This window comes from Mycobacterium sp. SMC-2 (genome assembly GCF_025263485.1).
In the GTDB taxonomy this organism is placed as follows: domain Bacteria; phylum Actinomycetota; class Actinomycetes; order Mycobacteriales; family Mycobacteriaceae; genus Mycobacterium.
In genome coordinates this window covers 2,912,000-2,932,969 of the sequence record NZ_CP079863.1, presented here as the reverse complement: position 1 = coordinate 2,932,969, position 20,970 = coordinate 2,912,000, and the positions used below count along the sequence as shown (strand labels likewise).

The 20,970-nt window shown below is 67.7% G+C and carries 14 protein-coding genes and 2 pseudogenes; 5 read left to right on the top strand and 11 right to left on the bottom strand.

The features are described from left to right. The 4 genes and pseudogenes from gap to KXD96_RS14040 form a co-directional block, all read right to left on the bottom strand. Nucleotides 1-1,020 carry a type I glyceraldehyde-3-phosphate dehydrogenase gene (gene gap / locus KXD96_RS14060; RefSeq protein ID WP_260745121.1) on the bottom strand — a complete coding sequence of 340 codons (1,020 nt, stop codon included), beginning with the start codon at nucleotides 1,018-1,020 and terminating at the stop codon, nucleotides 1-3. A 150-nt stretch (nucleotides 1,021-1,170) separates the two neighbouring features. After that, nucleotides 1,171-2,586, bottom strand: a pseudogene (locus KXD96_RS14055) (phytoene desaturase family protein); the annotation flags it as partial. A gap of 176 nt (nucleotides 2,587-2,762) precedes the next feature. Further along, a pseudogene (locus KXD96_RS14045) lies at nucleotides 2,763-4,502 on the bottom strand (DUF3556 domain-containing protein); the annotation flags it as partial. A 154-nt stretch (nucleotides 4,503-4,656) separates the two neighbouring features. Next, nucleotides 4,657-5,103: a hypothetical protein gene (locus KXD96_RS14040; RefSeq protein ID WP_260745120.1), complete on the bottom strand. Its 447-nt coding sequence runs from the start codon at nucleotides 5,101-5,103 to the stop codon at nucleotides 4,657-4,659. A 261-nt stretch (nucleotides 5,104-5,364) separates the two neighbouring features. Between KXD96_RS14040 and KXD96_RS14035 the strand changes: the two genes are divergently transcribed. The 5 genes from KXD96_RS14035 to KXD96_RS14015 all read left to right on the top strand — a co-directional run bounded on the left by KXD96_RS14035 (nucleotide 5,365) and on the right by KXD96_RS14015 (nucleotide 11,843). Continuing rightward, nucleotides 5,365-6,105, top strand: coding sequence for a lysophospholipid acyltransferase family protein (locus KXD96_RS14035; protein ID WP_260745373.1), 741 nt, complete (start codon nucleotides 5,365-5,367; stop codon nucleotides 6,103-6,105). A gap of 69 nt (nucleotides 6,106-6,174) precedes the next feature. Next, complete coding sequence (gene fadD12 / locus KXD96_RS14030) at nucleotides 6,175-7,740, top strand: acyl-CoA ligase FadD12 (RefSeq protein ID WP_260745372.1); 1,566 nt, start codon at nucleotides 6,175-6,177, stop codon at nucleotides 7,738-7,740. Beyond that, complete coding sequence (locus KXD96_RS14025; RefSeq protein ID WP_260745119.1) at nucleotides 7,740-9,002, top strand: alpha/beta hydrolase; 1,263 nt, start codon at nucleotides 7,740-7,742, stop codon at nucleotides 9,000-9,002. The genes fadD12 and KXD96_RS14025 overlap by 1 nt, the downstream gene beginning before the upstream one ends. A gap of 119 nt (nucleotides 9,003-9,121) precedes the next feature. Beyond that, nucleotides 9,122-10,486 (top strand): HNH endonuclease signature motif containing protein, encoded by a 1,365-nt coding sequence (locus KXD96_RS14020; protein WP_260745118.1) that lies wholly within the window; start codon nucleotides 9,122-9,124, stop codon nucleotides 10,484-10,486. 211 nt (nucleotides 10,487-10,697) lie between these two features. Next, nucleotides 10,698-11,843 carry an aromatic ring-hydroxylating dioxygenase subunit alpha gene (locus tag KXD96_RS14015; protein WP_260745117.1) on the top strand — a complete coding sequence of 382 codons (1,146 nt, stop codon included), beginning with the start codon at nucleotides 10,698-10,700 and terminating at the stop codon, nucleotides 11,841-11,843. 47 nt (nucleotides 11,844-11,890) lie between these two features. Here the strand turns inward: KXD96_RS14015 and KXD96_RS14010 are convergent, their stop codons facing one another. The 7 genes from KXD96_RS14010 to uvrC all read right to left on the bottom strand — a co-directional run bounded on the left by KXD96_RS14010 (nucleotide 11,891) and on the right by uvrC (nucleotide 20,962). After that, nucleotides 11,891-13,141, bottom strand: a complete 1,251-nt coding sequence (locus KXD96_RS14010; protein WP_260745116.1) for a cytochrome P450 — start codon at nucleotides 13,139-13,141, stop codon at nucleotides 11,891-11,893. Between the two features lie 18 nt (nucleotides 13,142-13,159). Further along, nucleotides 13,160-14,344, bottom strand: a complete 1,185-nt coding sequence (hsaA, locus tag KXD96_RS14005) for a 3-hydroxy-9,10-secoandrosta-1,3,5(10)-triene-9,17-dione monooxygenase oxygenase subunit (RefSeq protein WP_260745115.1) — start codon at nucleotides 14,342-14,344, stop codon at nucleotides 13,160-13,162. A gap of 257 nt (nucleotides 14,345-14,601) precedes the next feature. Then, nucleotides 14,602-15,990 (bottom strand): wax ester/triacylglycerol synthase family O-acyltransferase, encoded by a 1,389-nt coding sequence (locus KXD96_RS14000; protein ID WP_260745114.1) that lies wholly within the window; start codon nucleotides 15,988-15,990, stop codon nucleotides 14,602-14,604. 52 nt (nucleotides 15,991-16,042) lie between these two features. Next, nucleotides 16,043-17,020, bottom strand: a complete 978-nt coding sequence (gene whiA / locus KXD96_RS13995) for a DNA-binding protein WhiA (protein ID WP_260745371.1) — start codon at nucleotides 17,018-17,020, stop codon at nucleotides 16,043-16,045. Beyond that, nucleotides 17,017-18,093, bottom strand: coding sequence for a uridine diphosphate-N-acetylglucosamine-binding protein YvcK (gene yvcK, locus KXD96_RS13990; RefSeq protein ID WP_260745113.1), 1,077 nt, complete (start codon nucleotides 18,091-18,093; stop codon nucleotides 17,017-17,019). The genes whiA and yvcK overlap by 4 nt, the downstream gene beginning before the upstream one ends. Further along, entirely contained in the window at nucleotides 18,090-18,977 is an 888-nt protein-coding gene (gene rapZ / locus KXD96_RS13985; protein ID WP_260745370.1) for an RNase adapter RapZ, read from the bottom strand. The genes yvcK and rapZ overlap by 4 nt, the downstream gene beginning before the upstream one ends. A gap of 26 nt (nucleotides 18,978-19,003) precedes the next feature. Further along, nucleotides 19,004-20,962 carry an excinuclease ABC subunit UvrC gene (gene uvrC / locus KXD96_RS13980; RefSeq protein WP_260745112.1) on the bottom strand — a complete coding sequence of 653 codons (1,959 nt, stop codon included), beginning with the start codon at nucleotides 20,960-20,962 and terminating at the stop codon, nucleotides 19,004-19,006. Nucleotides 20,963-20,970: the final 8 nt, after the last annotated feature.

The window sequence follows — 20,970 nt, the reverse complement described above, 5'->3', positions numbered from 1 at the left end:
CTACAGTGACTTGCCGACCAGCGCGACGAGGTCAACGAGGCGGTTGGAGTACCCCCACTCGTTGTCGTACCAGGACACCACCTTGGCCTGGTTGTCGATCACCTTGGTCAGACCGGAGTCGAAGATCGAGCTGTGCGGATCGGTGACGATGTCGCTGGAGACGATCGGGGCGTCGTAGTACTTCAGGATGCCCTTCAGCTTGCCCTCGGCGGCGGCCTTGAAGGCCGCGTTGATGTCTTCGGCGCTGGCGGCCTTGGACAACTCGGCCGTGAGGTCGGTCACCGAGCCGGTGGGGATCGGCACCCGCAGCGCGTAACCGTCGAGCTTGCCCTTCAGTTCGGGCAGTACCAGCCCGATGGCCTTGGCCGCACCGGTCGAGGTCGGCACGATGTTCAGCGCCGCGGCGCGCGCCCGGCGCAGGTCCTTGTGCGGGCCGTCCTGCAGGTTCTGGTCCTGGGTGTAGGCGTGCACGGTGGTCATCAGGCCCTTGACGATGCCGAACTCGTCGTTGAGAACCTTGGCCAGCGGCCCGAGGCAGTTCGTGGTGCACGACGCGTTGGAGATGATGTTCTGGCTGCCGTCGTACTTGTCGTCGTTGACGCCCAGGACGATGGTGATGTCCTCGTCGGTGGCGGGCGCCGAGATGATCACCTTCTTGGCGCCGGCGTCCAGGTGGCCCTTGGCCTTGGCCGCGTTGGTGAACAGGCCGGTGGACTCCACGACGACGTCCACACCCAGGTCGCCCCACGGCAGCGCCGCCGGGCCCTCCCGGACCTCGAGCGCCTTGATCTTGTGCGGGCCCACGACGATGGTGTCCTGGCCTTCCAGGCTGACGTCGAAGGGCAGCCGGCCCAGGATCGAGTCGAATTTGAGCAGGTGCGCCAGTGTGTGGTTGTCGGTGATGTCGTTGACCGCCACCACCTCGATGTCAGCGGTGCCCTGCTCCTGTTGGCCCAGCAGGGCCCGGTAGAAGTTGCGTCCGATTCGGCCGAAGCCGTTGACGCCTACTCGGACCGTCACTTGATCTCTCCCTGTCTTGGTGATGTCTTTCCTGAGTCCGCTGATTTCGCGCTCGTGGTCAGCCTAGATGAGCAGCATGCGCGGTTGCCGCCCCGGTTCCCGCGACCAATGTGACGTCAGCCCGCCGCCCGGCTTCCTCTTCTTCTTGTTCTGCTTCTTAAGCCGCCTCAGCGCCGACTCGGCGGCGTGGTAGCCGCACAGGCCGTGGACGCCGGCCCCCGGCGGCGTGGACTGCGAACACAGATAGACGCCCGGCACGCCGGTCGCGTACGGATCGAGGGCGATGCGGGGACGGAAGATGACCTGGAGCCCGTCGTTGGCGCCGCCGATGATGTCGCCGCCGATGAAATTGGCGTTGTAGGCCTGCAGTTCGGCGGTCCCCTTGCTGACCGTCGCGAGGACGCGCTCGGAGAATCCCGGCGCGAACCGCTCGATCTGGCCGACCACGGCGGCGGTGGCGTCCCCGTCGTAGCCGAACGGCACGTGCGCGTACGCCCAGATCGGGTTGACGCTGCCCGCCGAGCGGGACGGGTCGGCCAGGTATTGCTGGCCGAGCAGAACGAACGGCCGCTCGGGCATCTTGCCTTGTGCGCGTTGGCGTTCCGTGTCCGCGATCTCGGCGAACGTCCCGCCGAGGTGCACGGTCCCGGCCCGGGCGCAGTCGGGGTTCGTCCACGGGATGTCGCCCTCGATGGCGAAGTCGACCTTGAACGCCGAGGAACCCTCGCGGTAGCGCCGATACGACCGCCTGATCCGGGCGGGCATCGCGTCGCCGTAGAGGGCGAGTGCCGCGGCCGGGCTGAGGTCGAGCATGACGATGTCGGCGTCCGGGACATCCTTGCGGCTGGCGACGGTCACCCCGGTGGTAATGCTGCCGGCGTACTCCTTCAGGGCGGCGGTCAGGGCTTGGCTGATCGACCCGGAGCCCCCTTGCGCGACGGGCCAGCCGTACCGGTGCCCGCTGGCCAGGATCATCAGCCCCAGGGACGCGGTGAGCGGGCGGTCCAGCCGGGTGTAGACGTGCGCGGCGGCGCCGCCGAACAACGCGCGGGCCTGCTCGGTGCGAAACCAGCGGGCCATGGTGGTGGCCGGCAGCAGCGCCCGCGGCCCGAAGCCGGCCAGGCGCACCGGGTGACGCGGGATGCCCAGCACCGGGCCGAGCAGATCCTCGGCCAGCTCGTCGAAGCCCGTCGCCAGGTCGCCGATCGCCCGCCGCCACCGGGCGCCATCGGGCCCCATCCGCGCCACCGTCTCGTCGATCGACTGGTAGAGCACGCCGGCGGTGCCATCGTCGAGCGGGTGCGCGCAGTCGACCTCCGGCCACTTCCACTGCAGCCCGTAGCGCTGCAGGTCGATCTCCTTCCACAACGGCGAACCGACGCCCAGCGGGTGAAACGCCGAGCAGTGGTCGTGGATGACGCCGGGCATCGTCAATTCGCCCGAGCGGGCTCCCCCACCGACGGTGTCGCGCGCCTCGAGCACCTGAACGTCGACACCGTGGCGGGCCAGGTGCACCGCCGCCGCCAGGCCGTTGGGGCCGGCACCGACCACCACCGCCCTGGTCATCGATCGGCGCGCCGGGTGGTCCGCGGCGATCGCGAGCGCGGCGAAGCCGGGCGCGGCGGGTCGCCGCCATCGAGGCGCGGCGATCGCGAGCGCGGCGAAGCCGGGCGCGGCGGGTCGCCGCCATCGAGGCGCGGCGATCGCGAGCGCGGCGAAGCCGGGCGCGGCGGGTCGCCGCCATCGGTGACGTGGACCGGGTACTCGTCGCCCGGCTCCGGCCATGGCTGACGGGCCAGCATGCTTTCCACGTCGACGTAACCCTCTTCGATCAGGCCGGTTTTCGCGTCGACGATGCGGTACTCCTGGCGCTGGACGTGGATCGGCTGACTTTCCAGGATGATGACCCGGACGTCCCCGTCCTCGAACTGACAGCGCCGCTGCACCGCCGCGAGCAACTGCTCGTTGTGCAGGTGGCCCTCGCCGAAGTTCCACCCGATCAGCGGTCCGGCGATGATCTCGCCGTCACGCAGTTTGTAGTCCGCCTCGTTCATGCCGTCCAGGGCGCGGGCCACCAGGCCGTTGAGCGTCCGCCCGTGGGTGTGCATGGAGCGCCACCCCATCAACTTGTCGATCATCATCTCGGCGGTGCTCGGATCGTAAAGCCGGGCAAGCTGTTTGGGCACCAGCGCCGAGGCCTTGGTGATGTTGGCGTCCATCTTCTCCTCGGCACCCGCGCGCAGGCACCAGGTGCTGGTGGCCCAGTTTCCAGCGTAATAGCGCATCGCGGGCAGGAACGAAACCTGCTTGGGGAAAAGGTTTCCCACGATGGGGACCACCGCAAGCGCGGCGATCAGGATGGCCAGCAGCAGCGGCGAGCGTAGCCCCGTGGCGGTGACACCGGCATAGTGCCCGAACAAGTAGAACAGCGAGAAGAGGAAGAACACGTTCCACTCCAGGGGCACTCCCATCGGAATGGTCGAGGTGATGTTGAGGTGGAAGAGGACCATGAAGCCGATGAGGAACCACGCCCACCGGTGCCCGTCGGCGAAGAAGACCAGCAGCAAGGGCACTAGGAATTCGGCCGTCGTCCCGCCGACATGGGCCATCACCTTCGGAATCCACGACGGGCGCAGGTCGTCGACCGGGTCGAGGTAGAGCCTGCGCTTGAACCAGTTGAACGCCTTGCTGCGCAACAGCGGACTGTTGCTCATCATGACCGCCACAACGTACGGGAAGTGGTGGTTGAGTTTCGACGTCGCCGCCCCCCACCACAGCGCCAGCATGATGATCTTGAAGGCGGCGATCTGGTCGGTGAACGAAAAGAAGAACACCAGCAGGGTCAGCCCGTAGTGTTCGCCGCGCGCCGCGAGGAAGACGGTCTTGTCGCGCAGCCCCAGCAGGGCCAGCGCGACGATGGTCGGCACCACGAGAACGGGATTGATCAGGCCGACGTCGCCGCCGGCGGTCACCGGCCCGCCCCGCCCGGGCGACAGCAAAGCCCAGGCGCCCGAGACCAGCACGACCAGGTATAGCGCCACGTCGACGAGGGTGCGGTTGTCACCACCGGTGAACGGGACCCTGCCGGGCCACGGCGGCAGCCGGATTGTGTTGGGCCGCAACCAATACAAGAAGCCGCCGAACACCGGCCAGAATCGGGCGGTCAGCGGACCCGATCCACAGCCCAATCCCAGGATCTCGAACAGCAGCGTGAAGATGACCACCTTCTGATACACGATCGGCTGTGTCCACCAGTCGGCGATGCGCCCGAGCCCGCCCAGCCCGGGCGTCAGCGAGATCACCGCGGCGGCGCCCACGACGTACAGGGCGATCTTGACGACATAGAAAAGATAGACCGCGTACGGCGAGCCGAAGCCATGCTCAACCCAGTGCCGGGTCATGATCTGTCGCCTTCTCGATCGGGGCAGACCGGGCCAACTCTCGGGGTCGACGTCGGGAAGGTCCGGGGTCATGAATCCCATGGGCGGCCTCATTCGGTGTCGGTAGAAACCAGGTGGCCCGTCAAATGTATCGGCACCGCGATGCGGGCGTGGCCGATTCCGCGCGCCTCAACCCTTCGCCGGCCGCCCGAGCGGCCAAAAGCTCTGCCACTGAGCTGAATTGATCGTCCAGGAGCTACCGGACCGCGGACCGCGGGGAAGGCGCGGGCGGCCCACCCGGGGTCCGGCGGGCGAATCGGCGCCGCAACTTCTCGAGCATGGCGTTAAGAATTTCCCGATCCTGTTCCTCGATCCGCGCCATGCGCCGAAGGTTGGCTACCGCGTCGACGTCGCCGTTGGCCTGCGCGGCGCCGAGCGCCTTCTGGTAGTCGTCGATCCGCTGGCCGATGAGCCGAAGCTTCTGGGAGAGCAGCCGAACGAAGTAGTCGGCCTGGCGTTGGTCCGCCTCGTCCGGTGCGGCCGGATCGGCGTCACCGGACGGCGGGGGCCCCTGATCGAGCTGGGCCGGTTCCGGGCGGAGGACGCCGGCGCGGGGCCTGCGGGCACGTCGATCAAGAGAGCTAATGCCACGTGCGGTACCCGGGCGAGCGATGGGCTCATGGGACAAGCCGGCAAGGTCCATCGAATTCCCCTTTGCTCGAGGATTCACGCAGGGCGTCGTAACAATAGCGCCCGCGCCCCGCCGGCACCATATCCGCAGACCAGGAAAGAGACAGTCGCCATGACCGCCGCCGCGCCCCGATCGCTACCATCGAGGAACTCGACGCGGCTCTTTAGACCTGAGGCAGCCTCGCGGGAGCGTCAAGGGAGGAACGTGACCGACGACGACCATCCCGATGTCGGCGACATCGGCAAATTCGACCCCGTCTTGACCCAGCGCCTGATGGCGGTGATGCGCCCGGTCCTGAAGACCTACTTCCGGTCGGAGGTGCACGGCCTCAACTCGTTCCCGCCCGGTGGTGCGCTGGTGGTCGGCAACCACTCCGGCGGCATGTTCCCGATGGACGTCCCCATCTTCAGCGTCCACTTCTACGAGAAATTCGGCTACGACAGGCCGGTCTACACGCTCAGCCACGACATCCTGATGACCGGTCCCACCGGCGAGTTCTTCCGGCGCACCGGATACATCCGGGCCAACCGTGAGAACGCGGCCCAGGCCCTGCGGTCCGGGGGGGTGGTGATCGTCTTCCCCGGCGGAGACTACGACGCGTACCGGCCCACGCTCTCGGAGAACGTCATCGACTTCGATGGCCGGAAGGGATACGTCAGGACGGCGATCGAGGCCGGCGTTCCCATCGTGCCTGCGGTGTCCATCGGCGGGCAGGAGACCCAGCTCTACCTGTCCCGCGGCACCTGGTTGGCCGAGCGGCTGGGGGTGAAGCGCTTGCTGCGCAGCGCCATCCTGCCGCTGTCGTTCGGCTTCCCCTTCGGCTTCAGCGCGGTGATCCCGCCCAACCTGCCGCTGCCCACCAAGATCGTCACCCAGGTGCTGGAGCCGATCCACATCGCCGCGCAATTCGGTGACGACCCGGACGTCGACGAGGTCGACGAGCACGTCCGGTCGGTGATGCAGGAGGCCCTCAACGGGCTGGCGGCCAAGCGACGTTTCCCGATCCTGGGCTGAGCCGTGGCTTCTCTGTTGCGTCCCATCAACCAAGCTCTCGGCGTCATCACCACCCTGAGGCGCGCCGGCATGATCGCGCCGATGCGACCCGACCGCTACCTCAAGATCGCCGCGGCCATGCGCCGCGAGGGCCTGGGGATGACCGTGGGCTTCGCCAGTGCGGCACAACGCTGCCCGGACCGGCCCGGCCTGATCGACGAGCTCGGCACACTGACCTGGCGGGAGCTCGACGACCGGATCAACGCGTTCGCCGCGGCGCTGCAGCACCTGCCCGCGGGCCGGCCGAGGGTCGTCGGGGTCATGTGCCGCAACCACCGTGGCTTCGTCGAGGCGGTGGTGGCCGCCAGCCGGCTCGGCTCCGACGTCGTGCTGCTCAACACGTCGTTCGCCGGTCCGGCGCTCGCCGAGGTCGTCAACCGCGAAGGCGTCGACACCGTCGTCTACGACGAGGAATTCACCGAAACCGTGGACCGCGCGCTGGCCGACAAACCGGACGCCACCCGCATCCTGGCCTGGACCTCCGACCGCCAGCGCGAGGCGACGGTGGAGCAGCTCATCGCCGATCACACCGGCCAACGGCCCGAGCTCACGGGCCGCAAGGGCAGGATGATCCTGCTGACTTCCGGCACCACCGGAACACCCAAGGGCGCCAACCAAACTGGCGGCAACGCCGGCGTCGGCACGCTCAAGGCCATCCTGGACCGCACGCCGTGGCGTGCCGAGGAGACGATCGTGATCGTCGCGCCGATGTTCCACGCCTGGGGCTTTTCCCAGTTGATCTTCGCGGCGTCGATGGCGTGCACGGTGGTCACCCGGCGCATGTTCGACCCGGAGGCGACGCTGGACCTCATCGACCGGCACCACGCCACCGGCCTGGCGGTGGTGCCGGTGATGTTCGACCGCATCATGGAGCTGCCGCCCGCGGTGCGAAAGCGGTACAGCTGCAAGTCATTGCGATTCGCGGCGGCATCCGGTTCCCGAATGCGGCCCGACGTCGTCACCGCATTCATGGACGAGTTCGGCGACGTGATCTACAACAACTACAACGCCACCGAGGCCGGCATGATCGCCACCGCTACCCCGCAAGACCTGCGCGCGGCGCCCGACACCGCGGGGCGGGCGGCAGGCGGGACCGAAATCCGGATCCTGGACAAGAATTTCAACGAGATGCCGACCGGCGAGGTGGGCACCATCTACGTCCGCAACGACACCCAATTCGAGGGCTACACGTCGGGCACCACCAAGGATTTTCACGCCGGGTTCATGTCGTCGGGCGACGTCGGCTACCTGGACGAGGCCGGCCGGTTGTTCGTGGTCGGCCGCGACGACGAGATGATCGTCTCCGGCGGCGAGAACGTCTATCCGATCGAGGTGGAGAAGACGCTGGCGGCACACGACGACGTGGCCGAGGCCGCGGTGATCGGCGTCGACGACGAGCAGTACGGGCAGCGCCTGGCGGCGTTCGTGGTGTTGCGCCCGGGCGCCCGGGCCACGCCCGATACCCTCAAACAGCACGTCCGGCAAAACCTGGCCAACTACAAGGTGCCCCGCGAGATCACTGTGCTGGACGAACTCCCGCGCGGCAGCACCGGCAAAATCCTGCGCAACGAACTGCAATCTCAGGTCAACGGCTGATGAGTCGCCTCGTACGCCCCCGGCCTCTGGCGCGCGCCGCATTGGAACTGGCCAACGCCGCCAACGGATTACGGCCGCTGGCCCGCAAGGGCTACAGCACCGTGCTGGTCTTCTGGTTCGGCTGGCCGACGTCGGAGGTGCCGGGCGTCTACTTCACCGTCTCGCTGCTGGACGCGCTGCGGCGCGGGCGGCGCGGCCACTTCTCTGGACGGCGCGGCAAGGCGGCGCTGGCCATGACGGCCGCGTCGTGGGCCGTCCTGGCGGTGATCCGCTACCGCGGCGTCACCACCCCGGGCCCCGTGCTGGAGGCCGGCCTGCGCGAGCAGCTCGGCCACGACTACGAAGAGGCGCTGCACAAGCTGCCCCGCACCAAGCCCACGCGCAGCGGACGGCGCAGCCTGCCGCTGGCCAACACCGTGGCGCGCCGGCGGTACGTCGAGAAGACGAATGTGGTGTCCTACGGCCCGAACGGCCGCGCCAACCTCGCCGACATCTGGCGCCGCCGCGACCTGCCGCGCGACGCCAAGGCGCCGGTGTTGCTGCAAGTTCCGGGCGGCGCCTGGATGATCGGGATGCGCCGGCCGCAGGCCTACCCGCTGATGAGCCACCTGGCCGCCCGCGGCTGGGTGTGCGTGTCGATCGGTTATCGCGTCTCCCCCCGCCACACCTGGCCCGACCACATCGTCGACGTCAAACGGGCGCTGGCGTGGGTCAAAGAGAACATCGCCGACTACGGCGGTGACCCCGACTTCGTCGCGGTCACCGGCGGCTCGGCGGGCGGACACCTGTGCGCGCTGGCCGCGCTCACCCCCAACGACCCGCAATTCCAGCCGGGCTTCGAAGACGCCGACACGTCGGTGGCGGCCGCGGTCCCGATCTACGGCCGCTACGACTGGTTCTCCACCGACGGCGAGGGCCGGCCCGAATTCGTCTCGCTGCTCGAAAAATTCGTGGTGAAGCGGGGATTCGCGTCGCACCGTGACGTCTACGTCGATGCCTCGCCTATCCGGCGACTGCGGGCCGACGCGCCGCCGTTCTTCGTGTTGCACGGCCGCGACGATTCGCTGATCCCCGTCGGCGAGGCCCAGGAGTTCATCGAAGAACTGCGGGCGGTGTCCAAGTCCCCGGTCGCCTACGCCGAATTGCCCAGCGCGCAACACGCCTTCGACATCTTCAGTTCCCCGCGGGCGCATCGATCCGCGGAGGCCGTCGCGCGGTTCCTGTCCTGGGTGTACGCGACGAACCCGCCCGATCGCGACTAGCCGCCTCGCGGTGGCCACTAGGGTGGGGCTTTCAGTCCTCTGTAATCCCTTGTGTCACTTTGGCTTCTGTGGTCACAAGATGGTCTTTTTTGTCGGTGGGTGTTCGTAGGGTTGGGGGCATGGGTGCGAGCAGTCGTGAGGAGATCGTTGAGGTCTTCGACGCGCTCGACGACGACGTGGATCGGCTGTGCGCGTTGTCCTTTGACGTGCTGACCACCGCGGAGCGGTTGCGCGCCCTGGAGCGCCTGGAACGCGCTTATCGCCGGCTGCGCGCCCCCCAGCATGCGTTGATCAACCAACTCGATGCGCAGGCCAGCGCGCAGGAGTTGGGTGGGTCGCTGCGCTGCGGGTTGGCCGACCGGTTGCGCATCACCACCGGCGAGGCCGCCCGGCGCCTCGGGGAAGCCCGCGATCTTGGGGAGCGCCGGGCGTTGACCGGGGAACCGTTGGCGCCGCTGTTGGCCGCGACCGCGGCCGGGCAACGCGACGGGCTGATCGGCGACGGGCACATCAAAGTGATCCGCGGCTTTTTTGCCCAGCTGCCCGCCGCGGTGGACGTGTTCACCCGCCAAGCCGCCGAGGCCGACCTGGCCGCCAAAGCCACCGGATACCGGCCCGACGAGTTGGCCAAATACGCCCAGCGGATCATGGATTGGCTGCACCCCGACGGGGACTTCAGCGACGCCGAGCGGGCCCGCAAACGCGGCATCACCCTGGGCGCCCAGGAATTCGACGGCATGTCCCGCCTGAGCGGCCTGCTGACCCCGGAGTTGCGGGCCGCCGTCGAGGCGATGTTGGCCAAGCTGGCCGCCCCCGGGGTGTGTAATCCCGACGACCAAGCCCCGGTGGTCGACGCCACCCCCGACCAAGACGCGGTGCGCCGCGACACCCGCTCCCCGGCGCAGCGCAACCACGACGCCTTGCTGGCCGGGCTGCGCGGCCTGCTGGCCTCCGGACAACTGGGCCAACATAACGGGCTGCCGGTGTCGATCGTGGTCACCACCACACTGCAGGATCTCGAGGCGGCCGCCGGCAAGGCCCTGACCGCCGGGGGCACCCTGGTGCCCATGTCCGATGTGATCCGTTGGGCCGGCCACGCCCACCACTACCTGGCCATCTTTGAGCAGAGCAAACCCCTGGCGCTGTATCACAGCAAACGGCTGGCCTCCCCGGCGCAACGGATCATGTTGTATGCCAAGGATCGTGGCTGTACCAAGCCGGGCTGTGATGCCCCGGCCTACCACAGCCAGGTCCACCACATCACAGGCTGGCAAGCCACCGGCCGCACCGACATCGACGACCTCACCCTGGCCTGCGGCCCCGACAACCGGCTCGCCGAAAACGGCTGGACCACCCGCACCAACGCCAAAGGCGAAACCGAATGGCTCCCACCACCCCACCTCGACCACGGCCAACCCCGCACCAACAACTTCCACCACCCCGAACGACTCCTCAACGACAGCGACGACGACGAACCCGATTGACGTCCGGCCGCGAGCCGCAAGCGCCCGGCTCCGCGCGGGCGTGGTGTGCATCCCGGCCACTGATCAGCTCAGGGCGCGAGATCGAGCAAGGCTAGTTCGACTAGGGCAATAAGTCACATATTTAGTGGCTTTAGCCTGCATTCCTGCACGGCTGGTGGGCGGAAACTGTAACGTGTTCTAGTTCGGACTAGTCAGCTAGTGGAGGCGCGGAGTGAGTATCGACACCGCTGGGGTCGGCGTCCGGGAAATAGACGTCGGAACGTTGCCGACCCGGTTCGCCCGCGGGTGGCACTGCCTGGGTGTGGCCAAGGACTTCCTCGACGGCAAGCCACACCCGGTCAACATCTTCGGCACCAAGCTGGTCGTCTTCGCCGACACCGACCACAATCTGCGAGTCCTCGACGCGTACTGCCGGCACATGGGCGGAGACCTGTCGCAGGGCATGGTCAAGGGCGACACGGTCGCATGCCCGTTTCACGACTGGCGGTGGGGCGGCGACGGCAGGTGCAAGCAGGTGCCGTACGCCAAGCGCACACCAAAAATGGCACGCACCCGCTCTTGGCTTACCGAGGTGCACAACGGTCTGTTGTTCGTCTGGCACGACCACGAAGGCAACTTGCCGTCACCGGAATTACAGATCCCCGACATTCCCGAGGCCGCTAGCCCCGCATGGACCGACTGGCGGTGGCGCAGTGAGCTCATCGAGGGTTCGAACTGCCGCGAGATCGTCGACAACATCGTCGACATGGCGCACTTCTTCTACATCCACTACGGCTTCCCGACGTACTTCAAGAACGTCTTCGAGGGCCATATCGCTTCGCAATACCTGCGCACCGTCGGCCGGCCCGATGTGCTGCTCGGCGGTTCGCACTACACCGGTGAACAAACTCTGGATTCCGAGGCCTCCTACTTCGGCCCGTCGTTCATGATCAACTGGCTACACAACAGTTACGGCGGCTACAAAGTGGAGTCGATCCTCGTCAACTGCCACTACCCGGTCACGCAGGACTCCTTCATGCTGCAGTGGGGCATCATCGTGCGGAAGCCCGAGGGCATGGACGAGGCCGCAACCGAGAGGCTGTCCAAAGCGTTCACCGATGGCGTCAGCATGGGCTTCCTGCAGGATGTCGAGATCTGGAAGCACAAGACTCGGATCGAAAACCCGTTGCTGGTCGAAGAGGATGGCCCGGTCTATCAGCTGCGCCGCTGGTATCAGCAGTTCTATGAGGATGCCGCCGACGTCACGCCACAGATGACCGACCGCTTCGAGTATGAGGTCGACACCACCGCCGCGAACGAGCACTGGCGCGCCGAGGTGGAAGAGAATCTGCGGCCCAAGATAGAGCAGCCCCAATAGGAGGCCGCGTCAATTGCCTACACCGGCAAGCGGATTCGTCGCGCCATTCAGTGGGCGATTGGACACTTGCCGGTGTAGTCGACTTGCCAGTGCTTGATGCCGTTGAGCCACCCCGACCGGATCCGCTCCGGTTTCGAAATGGGCGTGAGGTCCGGCATGTGGTCGGCGATGGCGTTGAACATGAGGTTGATCGTCAACTTGGCCAGGTTGGCGCCGATGCAGTAGTGCTCGCCGGTGCCGCCAAATCCGACGTGCGGGTTGGGGTTACGCAAGATGTCGAACTTGAACGGATCGGTGAAGACGTCCTCGTCGAAGTTGGCTGAGCGGTAGAACATCAACACCCGCTGGCCCTTCTTGATCGTCACCCCCGACAGTTCGGTGTCCTGGTTGGCGGTGCGCTGGAACGCGGTAACCGGGGTGGCCCACCGGACGATCTCGTCTGCCGCAGTCTCCGGGCGCTCCTTCTTGTACAGCTCCCACTGGTCGGGGAAGTCGACGAACGCCATCATGCCTTGGGTGATCGAATTGCGGGTGGTCTCGTTACCGGCGACCGCCAGCATCATGACGAAAAAGCCGAACTCGTCGTCGGAGAGTTTCTCGCCGTCGATATCCGCCTGCAGCAGCGTGGAAACGATGTCGTCGCCGGGATTTTCGGCCTTGATCTCGGCCATTTTCATGGCGTAGGCCAGCACCTCCGCCGAGGACGCCTTGGGATCGATGTGCGCGTACTCGGGGTCCTCGGCGCCGGTCATCTCGTTGGACCACCGGAACAGCTTGCCGCGGTCCTCCTGGGGCACACCGAGCAGCCCGGCGATGGCCTGCAGCGGCAGTTCGCACGCGACCTGCTCGACGAAATCGCCGGAACCCCCGGCGGCGGCGGCCTTGGCGATGGCCTGCGCACGCTCGTTGAGCTCGTCGCGCAGCCTGCCGATGGCGCGCGGCGTGAATCCGCGCGAGATGATCCTCCGCAGCCGGGTGTGCTGCGGGGGATCCATGTTGAGCAGAACCAACCGCTGCAGGTCGATGTCTTCGCGCTTCATGTCGTCGGCGAAGCGCGGAATGGCACCGTTGAGCCAGCTGGAGAAGACGTCGTTGCGCAGCGAAACCTCCTTCACGTCCTTGTGCTTGGTCACCACCCAGAAGCCGCCGTCGTTGAAGCCACCCTTGCCGATCGGCTGGTCACACCACCAAATGGGCGCGTTGTGGCGCAGCTCGGCGAGCTCCTCGACGGGTAAGCGCTTGGCGTAGATGTCCGGGTCGGTCGGGTCGAAGCCGGGGGGAAGGTGGGGGCAGGTCATCGGTGGCTCCTCTGCGATTCAGACCATCGTGTCGCCGGGCGGCAGCCCGAACTCGTGGTTACCGAAGATCATGTAGGCCCGCTCGGGATCGTTGGCCGCGTGCACGCGGCCGGCGTGTGCGTCGCGCCAGAACCGTTGCAGCGGAGCACTATTGGCCAACGCGGTGGCACCCGAGGCGTCGAATAGACGGTCTATCGAGGCGATGGCGCGGGCGGTGGCACGCACCTGGTCACGACGGGCCCGGGCCCGCAGCTCGAACGGGACCTCCTGACCCGCCACCAGACACGAGTACTCATCACGGACGTTGCCCATCAGCTGTCGCCACGCAGCGTCGATATCGCTGGCCGCCTCGGCGATACGCACCTTGGCGAAGGGGTCGTCTTTCGACTTCTCGCCCGCGAACGCGGCGCGCACCCGCTGGCCTTGATGCTCGACGTGGGATTCGTAGGCGCCGTAGGCCATGCCGACGATGGGGGCTGTGATCGTGGTGGGATGCATAGTGCCCCAAGGCATCTTGTAAACCGGGTCGGTGTTGACCGCCAACCCGCCGGCGGTGTGGTCGTTCATCGACTTGTAGGACAGGAACCGGTGCCGGGGCACGAACACGTCCTTGACTATCAAGGTGTTGCTGCCGGTGCCCTTCAGGCCGACAACATGCCAGACGTCGTCGATGCGGTAATCGCTTATCGGGATCAAGAAGCTGCCGAAGTCGACCGGCTGGCCGTCCTTGATCACCGGGCCACCGACGAAGGTCCACGTGGCGTGGTCGCAACCCGACGACCAGTTCCACGATCCATTGACCAGGTAACCACCGTCGACCACCTGACCGGCGCCCATCGGGGCGTATGACGAGGAGATCCGCACGCCCGTGTCCTTGCCCCACACGTCCTCCTGGGCCTGCTGGTCGAACTGCGCCGCGTGCCAGTTGTGCACGCCGAGGATCGACGCCACCCACCCGGTAGACCCGCACGCACTGGCCAGGCGCCGGACGGCCTCGAAGAACACCGTTGGATCGCATTGCATCCCGCCCCACTGCCCCGGCTGCAGCAGCCGGAAGAAGCCGATTTCTTGGAGCTCGCTGACGGTGGCATCGGGCAGCCGGCGCAGTTCCTCGGTTTCCTGTGCCCGCTGCCGCAGCTTGGGCAAAAGATCGTCGATGGCGGCCAACACGGACTGGGCACCGATTTCTTGAATGGACGTCACTGCTCACCTCCAGACGTGCACTCGATCACAAGACTAGAGCACGTTGCAACTAGCGTCGAGTATTTTATTGTTTTTGCTGTACAGAGGCAATAACCCGCGCACTGTAACTCGTTCTAGTTATGGCCTCACTGCGGGCCCGCGCTAGGGCAGAAAGTCCCAAATCTGTTCCGGAGTTCACCCGCAGCCGGGCTCGGCGTCGGCCATGGCACGACGACGCTTCGCCCGGCTTCGCCGCGCTCGCGATCGCCGCGAGCCGCTCACTCCCGCGCGGCGGCCTTCTCCAACTCGGTGAGCGCCGGCTCGATGCGGTCGGCCATGTCGTCGATGTCGTTGGCCACCTCGGGCGTGGTCACGAAGCCGAAGTCCAAATAGTCGGTGTAGGAGAAGCAGGTGATGTTCAGCGCGACGTCCATGACGGGCGGCCCGAGCGGCACCAGCGAAGCCAGTCGGGCGCCGGCCATGTACAACGGGAACGGCGGGCCCGGCACATTGGAGACAACCAGGTTGATGGGGGCCAGGTTTCGCGACAACCCGCTGGCCGTGTAGGCCCGGGCGGCCAACTGCAGCAGCCCCGGCGGCGTCGTCTCGGTCAGCCCCATGATCTGGTGGGCCGACAACGCCTTGGCCATCAGCTTGGCGTTCTGGGTGCTTTCGTGGATGGCCCGCAACCGCTCGGCCGGATCGTCGATGTGGGTGGCGAGCGACACCGTCATCGAGCTCACCTGGTTGCCGACGTCGTCCTTGTTGTCATCGGTGCGGGTGGAGACGGGGATCTGGGCGATCAGCGGTTTGGCGGGCAGCTCGCCGCGCTTCTGCAAGTACTCGCGGGCCGCGCCGGCCACCAGCGCCAGCACGACGTCGTTGAGCTTGACGCCGTAGGCGTCCTTGACGGCCTTGGCCCGGGCCAGCTCGACGCGGCAGCCGGTGATCCGCCGGTGCGGCGACACGGGCGCGTTGAACCGGGTCTTGGGCGCTTCGAAGTAACGCGGGGGCCGGCCGCTCACGCCCAGCGCGGCGACCTGCTGGCGCACGGTCTGCTCCACGAGCCGGGCGATGCGGAAGGGCGTCTTGACGCCGAGGTTGATCAGCGCGCCCACCGCCCGCCGTTCGATGCCCGGAATCTTCGATCCCACCAGCGATCCCACTGTATCCCGTTGCGGCGGGCGGGGTTCCGGCGTGACGTCCAAGAGGATTTCACCCAGGCCGGCGCCCGAGACGCCGTCGACGATGGCGTGGTGCATCTTGGTCAGCGACGCGACCTGGCCGCCCTCGACGCCCTCGATCACCCACATCTCCCACAGCGGCCGGGAGCGGTCCAGCTTGTAGGACATCAGCCGGCCCACCAGCTCCTCGAGCTCGCGGCGACCCCCTGGCGACGGGACGGCGATGCGCCGGATGTGGAAGTCGATGTCCAGCTCCTCGTCTTCGACGAACCACGGCCGGTCCAACCCGAGCGGCGCCCCGGCGACCCGCCAGCGCAGCTGCGGCAGCTCGGGCAGCCGCTCGATGATCAGTTCGCGCAGCCGCTGAAAGCTGTACTCGGGCGCGTCCTTCGGGTCGCAAATCGCAAGTGCGCCCACGTGCATGTGCCAGCCCGCGGTTTCGGCCGACCAAAACGCCGCATCAACGCTCGAAAGCCGTTTCATCCCCCGACCGTAGCCCCCCGTGACTGTTGCGAACAGCGATTCGCGCGACCAGTTAGGCGTCCTCGAGCAGGTCCGGCGTCACCGCCGACTCGGTGTCGGGAATGCCTTCGATCTTGGCCTTGCGGTCGGCCATCGACAACAACCGCCGAATACGCCCGGCCACAGCGTCTTTCGTCATCGGCGGGTCGGCGAGCCGGCCGAGCTCCTCCAGTGAGGCCTGCCGGTGCTCGACGCGCAGCTTGCCGGCCGAGGCGAGGTGGTCGGGGACGGTGTCGCCGAGAATCTCCAGCGCGCGCTCCACCCGGGCGGCCGCCGCGACCGCGGCCCGCGCCGAGCGGCGCAGGTTGGCATCGTCGAAGTTGGCGAGCCGGTTGGCCGTCGCACGCACCTCGCGGCGCATCCGGCGCTCCTCCCAGATGAGCCGGGTGTCCTGGGCGCCCATCCGGGTCAGCAATGCGCCGATCGCCTCGCCGTCCCGCACCACCACCCGGTCGGCGCCGCGCACCTCGCGGGCCTTCGCGCTCACCCCGAGCCGGCGGGCCGCGCCCACCAACGCCAGCGCGGCCTCCGGTCCGGGACAGCTGACCTCCAGGGCCGACGAGCGTCCCGGCTCGGTCAGCGACCCGTGCGCCAGGAAGGCACCGCGCCAGGCGGCTTCGGCGTCGGCGACGCTGCCGCCCACCACCTGGGCGGGCAGGCCGCGCACCGGCCGGCCGCGGTTGTCGAGCAGCCCGGTCTGGCGGGCCAGCGCCTCGCCGTCGTTGGCCACCCGCAGCACGTAGCGGGTGGTCTTGCGAATCCCGCTGGCCGACAACACATGAACGACCGCGTTGTAGCCGTAGAGCTCGAAGATGTCCTTACGCAGCCGGCGCGCGACGTTGCCCAGGTCCACCTCGGCTTCCACGACCACCCGGCCGCCGACGATGTGCAGCCCGCCGGCAAACCGGAGCAGCGACGTGACCTCCGCGCGGCGCGCGCTGACCGACTTCACGATCAGGCGGCTGAGTTCGTCCTTGACTTCGGTCGTCATCGCCACGCGTCGTCACTCCTCGGTCCGCTGCCGCCCGGTCCATTTCCACCGGGTTGTGGACTTGCACCGTCGACCCGAATATCCGCGGTGGCTGTGAACGGAGGCGCTCCCGTGCCCTTGTGGGCCGCCCGGACGCCGTCCAGGGCCGCCGCGAGCTTGCCTGGATCATGTAAAGGTGTACCAGGTCGGGCCACGTCGGCGAAGTGGACCTCGGCGGAAAGCAGCGTCGCGGTCCGGCGCAGTTGCTCCCGCTCCCGCTCGCCGGGCACCCGTTCGGCGTCGATGATGATGTCGTGCACCGTGAATCCCGGCGCATGTTGCGCCAGCACGTGCAGATGACGCTCGACGGAGAAGCCGGCCGTCTCCCCCGGTTCGGCCACCAGATTGAGCACCAGCGCCCGACGGGCGGTGGTGGCCCGCAGCGCCGCCGCCAGCCCCGGCACCAGCACGTGCGGGATCACGCTGGTGAACCACGAGCCGGGACCCAGCACCACGAGGTCGGCGGCCATGATGGCGTCGACCGCCTGCCGGGTCGCCGGCGGATCGGACGGCAGCAGCCGCACCCGCCGCACCTTGCCCGGTGTGGTGGCGATCGCGACCTGGCCGCGAATCAGCCGGAATATCCGCGGATCGGTCTCCAGCCCCGAGACGTCGGCCTCGATCTGCAGCGCGATCGGGCACATCGGCAACACCCTGCCCTTGACGCCGAGGATGCGGCCCAACTCGTCGAGGGCGGCCACCGGATCGGCCAGCACCTCCGACAGCCCGGCGAGCAGCAGGTTGCCGATCGGGTGCCCGGCCAGCGCCCCGTTGCCCCCGAACCGGTGCTGCAGAATGGTCGCCCACAGCCGGCCGTGCGGGCTGTCAGATGCCAAGGCCGCCAATGCCATTCGGAGGTCACCCGGCGGCACCACATTTAATTCGCTGCGCAGCCGCCCGGACGAGCCACCGTCGTCGGCGACGGTCACCACTGCGGTGACGTGAGGAGTCAGCCGGCGTGCCGCGGACAGCGTCGCGTACAGGCCATGTCCACCGCCCAGCGCTACGATGCCCCGATTCGTCGGCGCGCTCATTCGCGGCCCAGATCCCGGTGCAGCACCCGCACCGACAGTTGAGGATTGGCCTTCAGCAGCCGCATCAGCGCCTCGGCGATCGCGACGCTGCGGTGCTTGCCGCCGGTGCAGCCGATGGCGACCGTCATGTAGCGCTTGCCCTCCCGGCGGTAGCCGTCGACGACCAGGGACAGCAACCGATGGTAGGCGTCGAGAAAGTCCGCGGCGCCGGGCTGACTCAACACGTATTCGCTGACCGCGGGGTCCTGTCCGGTGAGCGGACGCAGCTCGTCGACCCAGTGCGGGTTGGGCAGGAACCGCACGTCCATCACCATGTCGGCGTCCATCGGCAGGCCGTACTTGAACCCGAACGACTCGACGGTGACGCTGATGGACGTGGTGGCGTCGCCGCCGAACGCGCGCTCGATGCTCTCCCGCAACTCGCGCACCGACAGCGTGGAGGTGTCGATGATCAGGTCGGCCGTGGCGCGCACCGGGGCGAGCATGCGGCGCTCGGCGGCGATGCCCTCGGCCAGGGTTTGGTCGCCCTGCAGCGGGTGGCTGCGGCGGTTCTGTTCGTAGCGCCGCACCAGCATGTCGTCGGATGCCTCCATGAACACGACGCGCGGGGTGATGTTGCGGGTGGCGAGCTCGGTGCGCACCTCATCGAGGTCGCCGGTGAAGCCGCGCGACCGCACGTCCATCACCACCGCCAGCCGGGTGATGCGCGACCCCGCGTCCATGCCGAAATCGACCATGCGCGTGATCAGCTGGGGCGGCAGGTTGTCGGCCACGTACCAGCCGAGGTCCTCGAGCACCTTGGCTGCCGTACCCCGCCCGGCCCCCGACAGTCCGGTGACCAGAACGACGTCGATGCCGGCCCCGCCGTCTGGACGTGCCTCCATCGGACGGCCCTCCGCCAACTCACCCGTCATTGGTGTTCTCCGGACTGCTCGGGTCGCAGCGCCTCGGGTCGCAGCGCCTCGAGCACGGCGGTGGCCGTGGCCACACCGATGCCGGGAACGGCCGTGATCTGGTCGACGGTGGCCTCCTTGAGGCGGGCTATCGATCCGAAATGGGTCACCAGCGCCTTGCGGCGATGTTCCCCCAATCCTGGCACCGAATCCAGTGCCGAGGCGGTCATTCGCTTGGATCGCTTGCTGCGATGGTAGGTGATGGCGAACCGGTGCGCCTCGTCACGAATTCGTTGCAGCAGATAAAGCCCCTCGCTGTTGCGCGGCATGATGACGGGATCGGGTTCGGACGGCACCCATATCTCTTCCAGCCGCTTGGCCAGGCCGATCACCGCGACGTCGGTGATGCCGAGGTCTTCGAGCACGGCGCTGGCCGCGTTGACCTGCGGCGCGCCGCCGTCGACGACGTAGAGGTTGGGCGGATAGGCGAACCGGCGCGACTTGCCTTCGGCGGACAGCATATTCGAGTCGTTCTGTTCGGTCAGGTGTCGCGCGAACCGGCGGCGAGTCACCTCGGCGATCGAGGCGACGTCGTCGGAGCGGCCCTGCCCGGCGGCTTCGCGGATCCCGAAGTGGCGGTAGTCCGACTTGCGCGGCAGGCCGTCCTCGAACACCACCAACGAGCCCACCACGTCGGTGCCCTGCACGTGGCTGATGTCGACGCATTCGATGCGCAGCGGCGCATCGGCCAAGCCGAGGGCTTCCTGAATGTTCTGCAGCGCAGCCGATCTGGCGTTAAAGTCGCCGGCCCGCTTCAGCTTATGTTGCTGCAGAGCCTCTTTGGCGTTGCGTTGCACCGTTTCGGCCAGCGCTCGCTTGTCGCCGCGGCGCGGCACCCGCAGCGCGACCCGTGACCCGCGCAGGCCCGACAGCCAGCTGGTCAGCTCCTCGGCATTGGACGGCAGGCACGGCACCAGTACCTCGCGGGGCACCGGGTTGGTGGATTCGTCCGCCGCGCCATCCAATTCGGCCTGCTCGCCGTAGAACTGGGTCAGAAATTGCTCGACCAACCGTTCCTCGCCGGAATCGCCGGGGTCGCCGGACTTTTCGACGATCCAGCCACGCTGGCCACGCACCCGGCCACCGCGCACGTGGAACACCTGCACCGCCGCCTCCAGCTCGTCGTCGGCGAAGGCGACCACGTCGGCGTCGGTGCCGTCACCGAGCACCACGGCCTGCTTCTCCATGGCGCGCTTCAACGCGGACAGGTCGTCACGCAGCCGCGCGGCACGCTCGAAGTCGAGTTGTTCGGCCGCGCCGTTCATCTGGTGTTCCAACTCGCGCGCGAAGCGGTCGGTCTTGCCGGACAGGAAGTCGCAGAAGTCGTCGACGATTTGGCGGTGCTGCTCGGCGCTGACCCTGCCGACACACGGCGCCGAGCATTTGTCGATGTAGCCGAGCAGGCACGGACGGTCGATCTGCTTGTGCCGCTTGAACACACCGGCCGAACAGGTGCGGGCCGGGAAGACCCGGGTAAGCAGGTCCAGCGTCTCCCGGATCGCCCAGGCGTGGGAGTAGGGCCCGAAATAGCGCACGCCCTTGCGGCGCGGGCCGCGATAGACCATCAGCCGGGGGAATTCCTCGCCCAGGGTGACAGCCAGCACCGGGTATGACTTGTCGTCGCGGTAGCGGACGTTGAAGCGCGGATCGAATTCCTTTATCCAGTTGTATTCGAGCTGCAACGCCTCGACTTCGGTGTTGACCACCGTCCACTCCACCTTGGCGGCGGTGGTCACCATCTGCCGCGTCCGCGGGTGCAGACCGGCAACGTCGGCGAAGTATGACGTCAGCCGGCTGCGCAGGCTCTTGGCCTTGCCGACGTAGATGACCCGCCCGTGCACGTCCCGGAATCGGTAGACGCCCGGTTCGACCGGGATCGACCCGGGTGGCGGTCGGTACGTGGCGGGATCTGGCACGAGTCCAG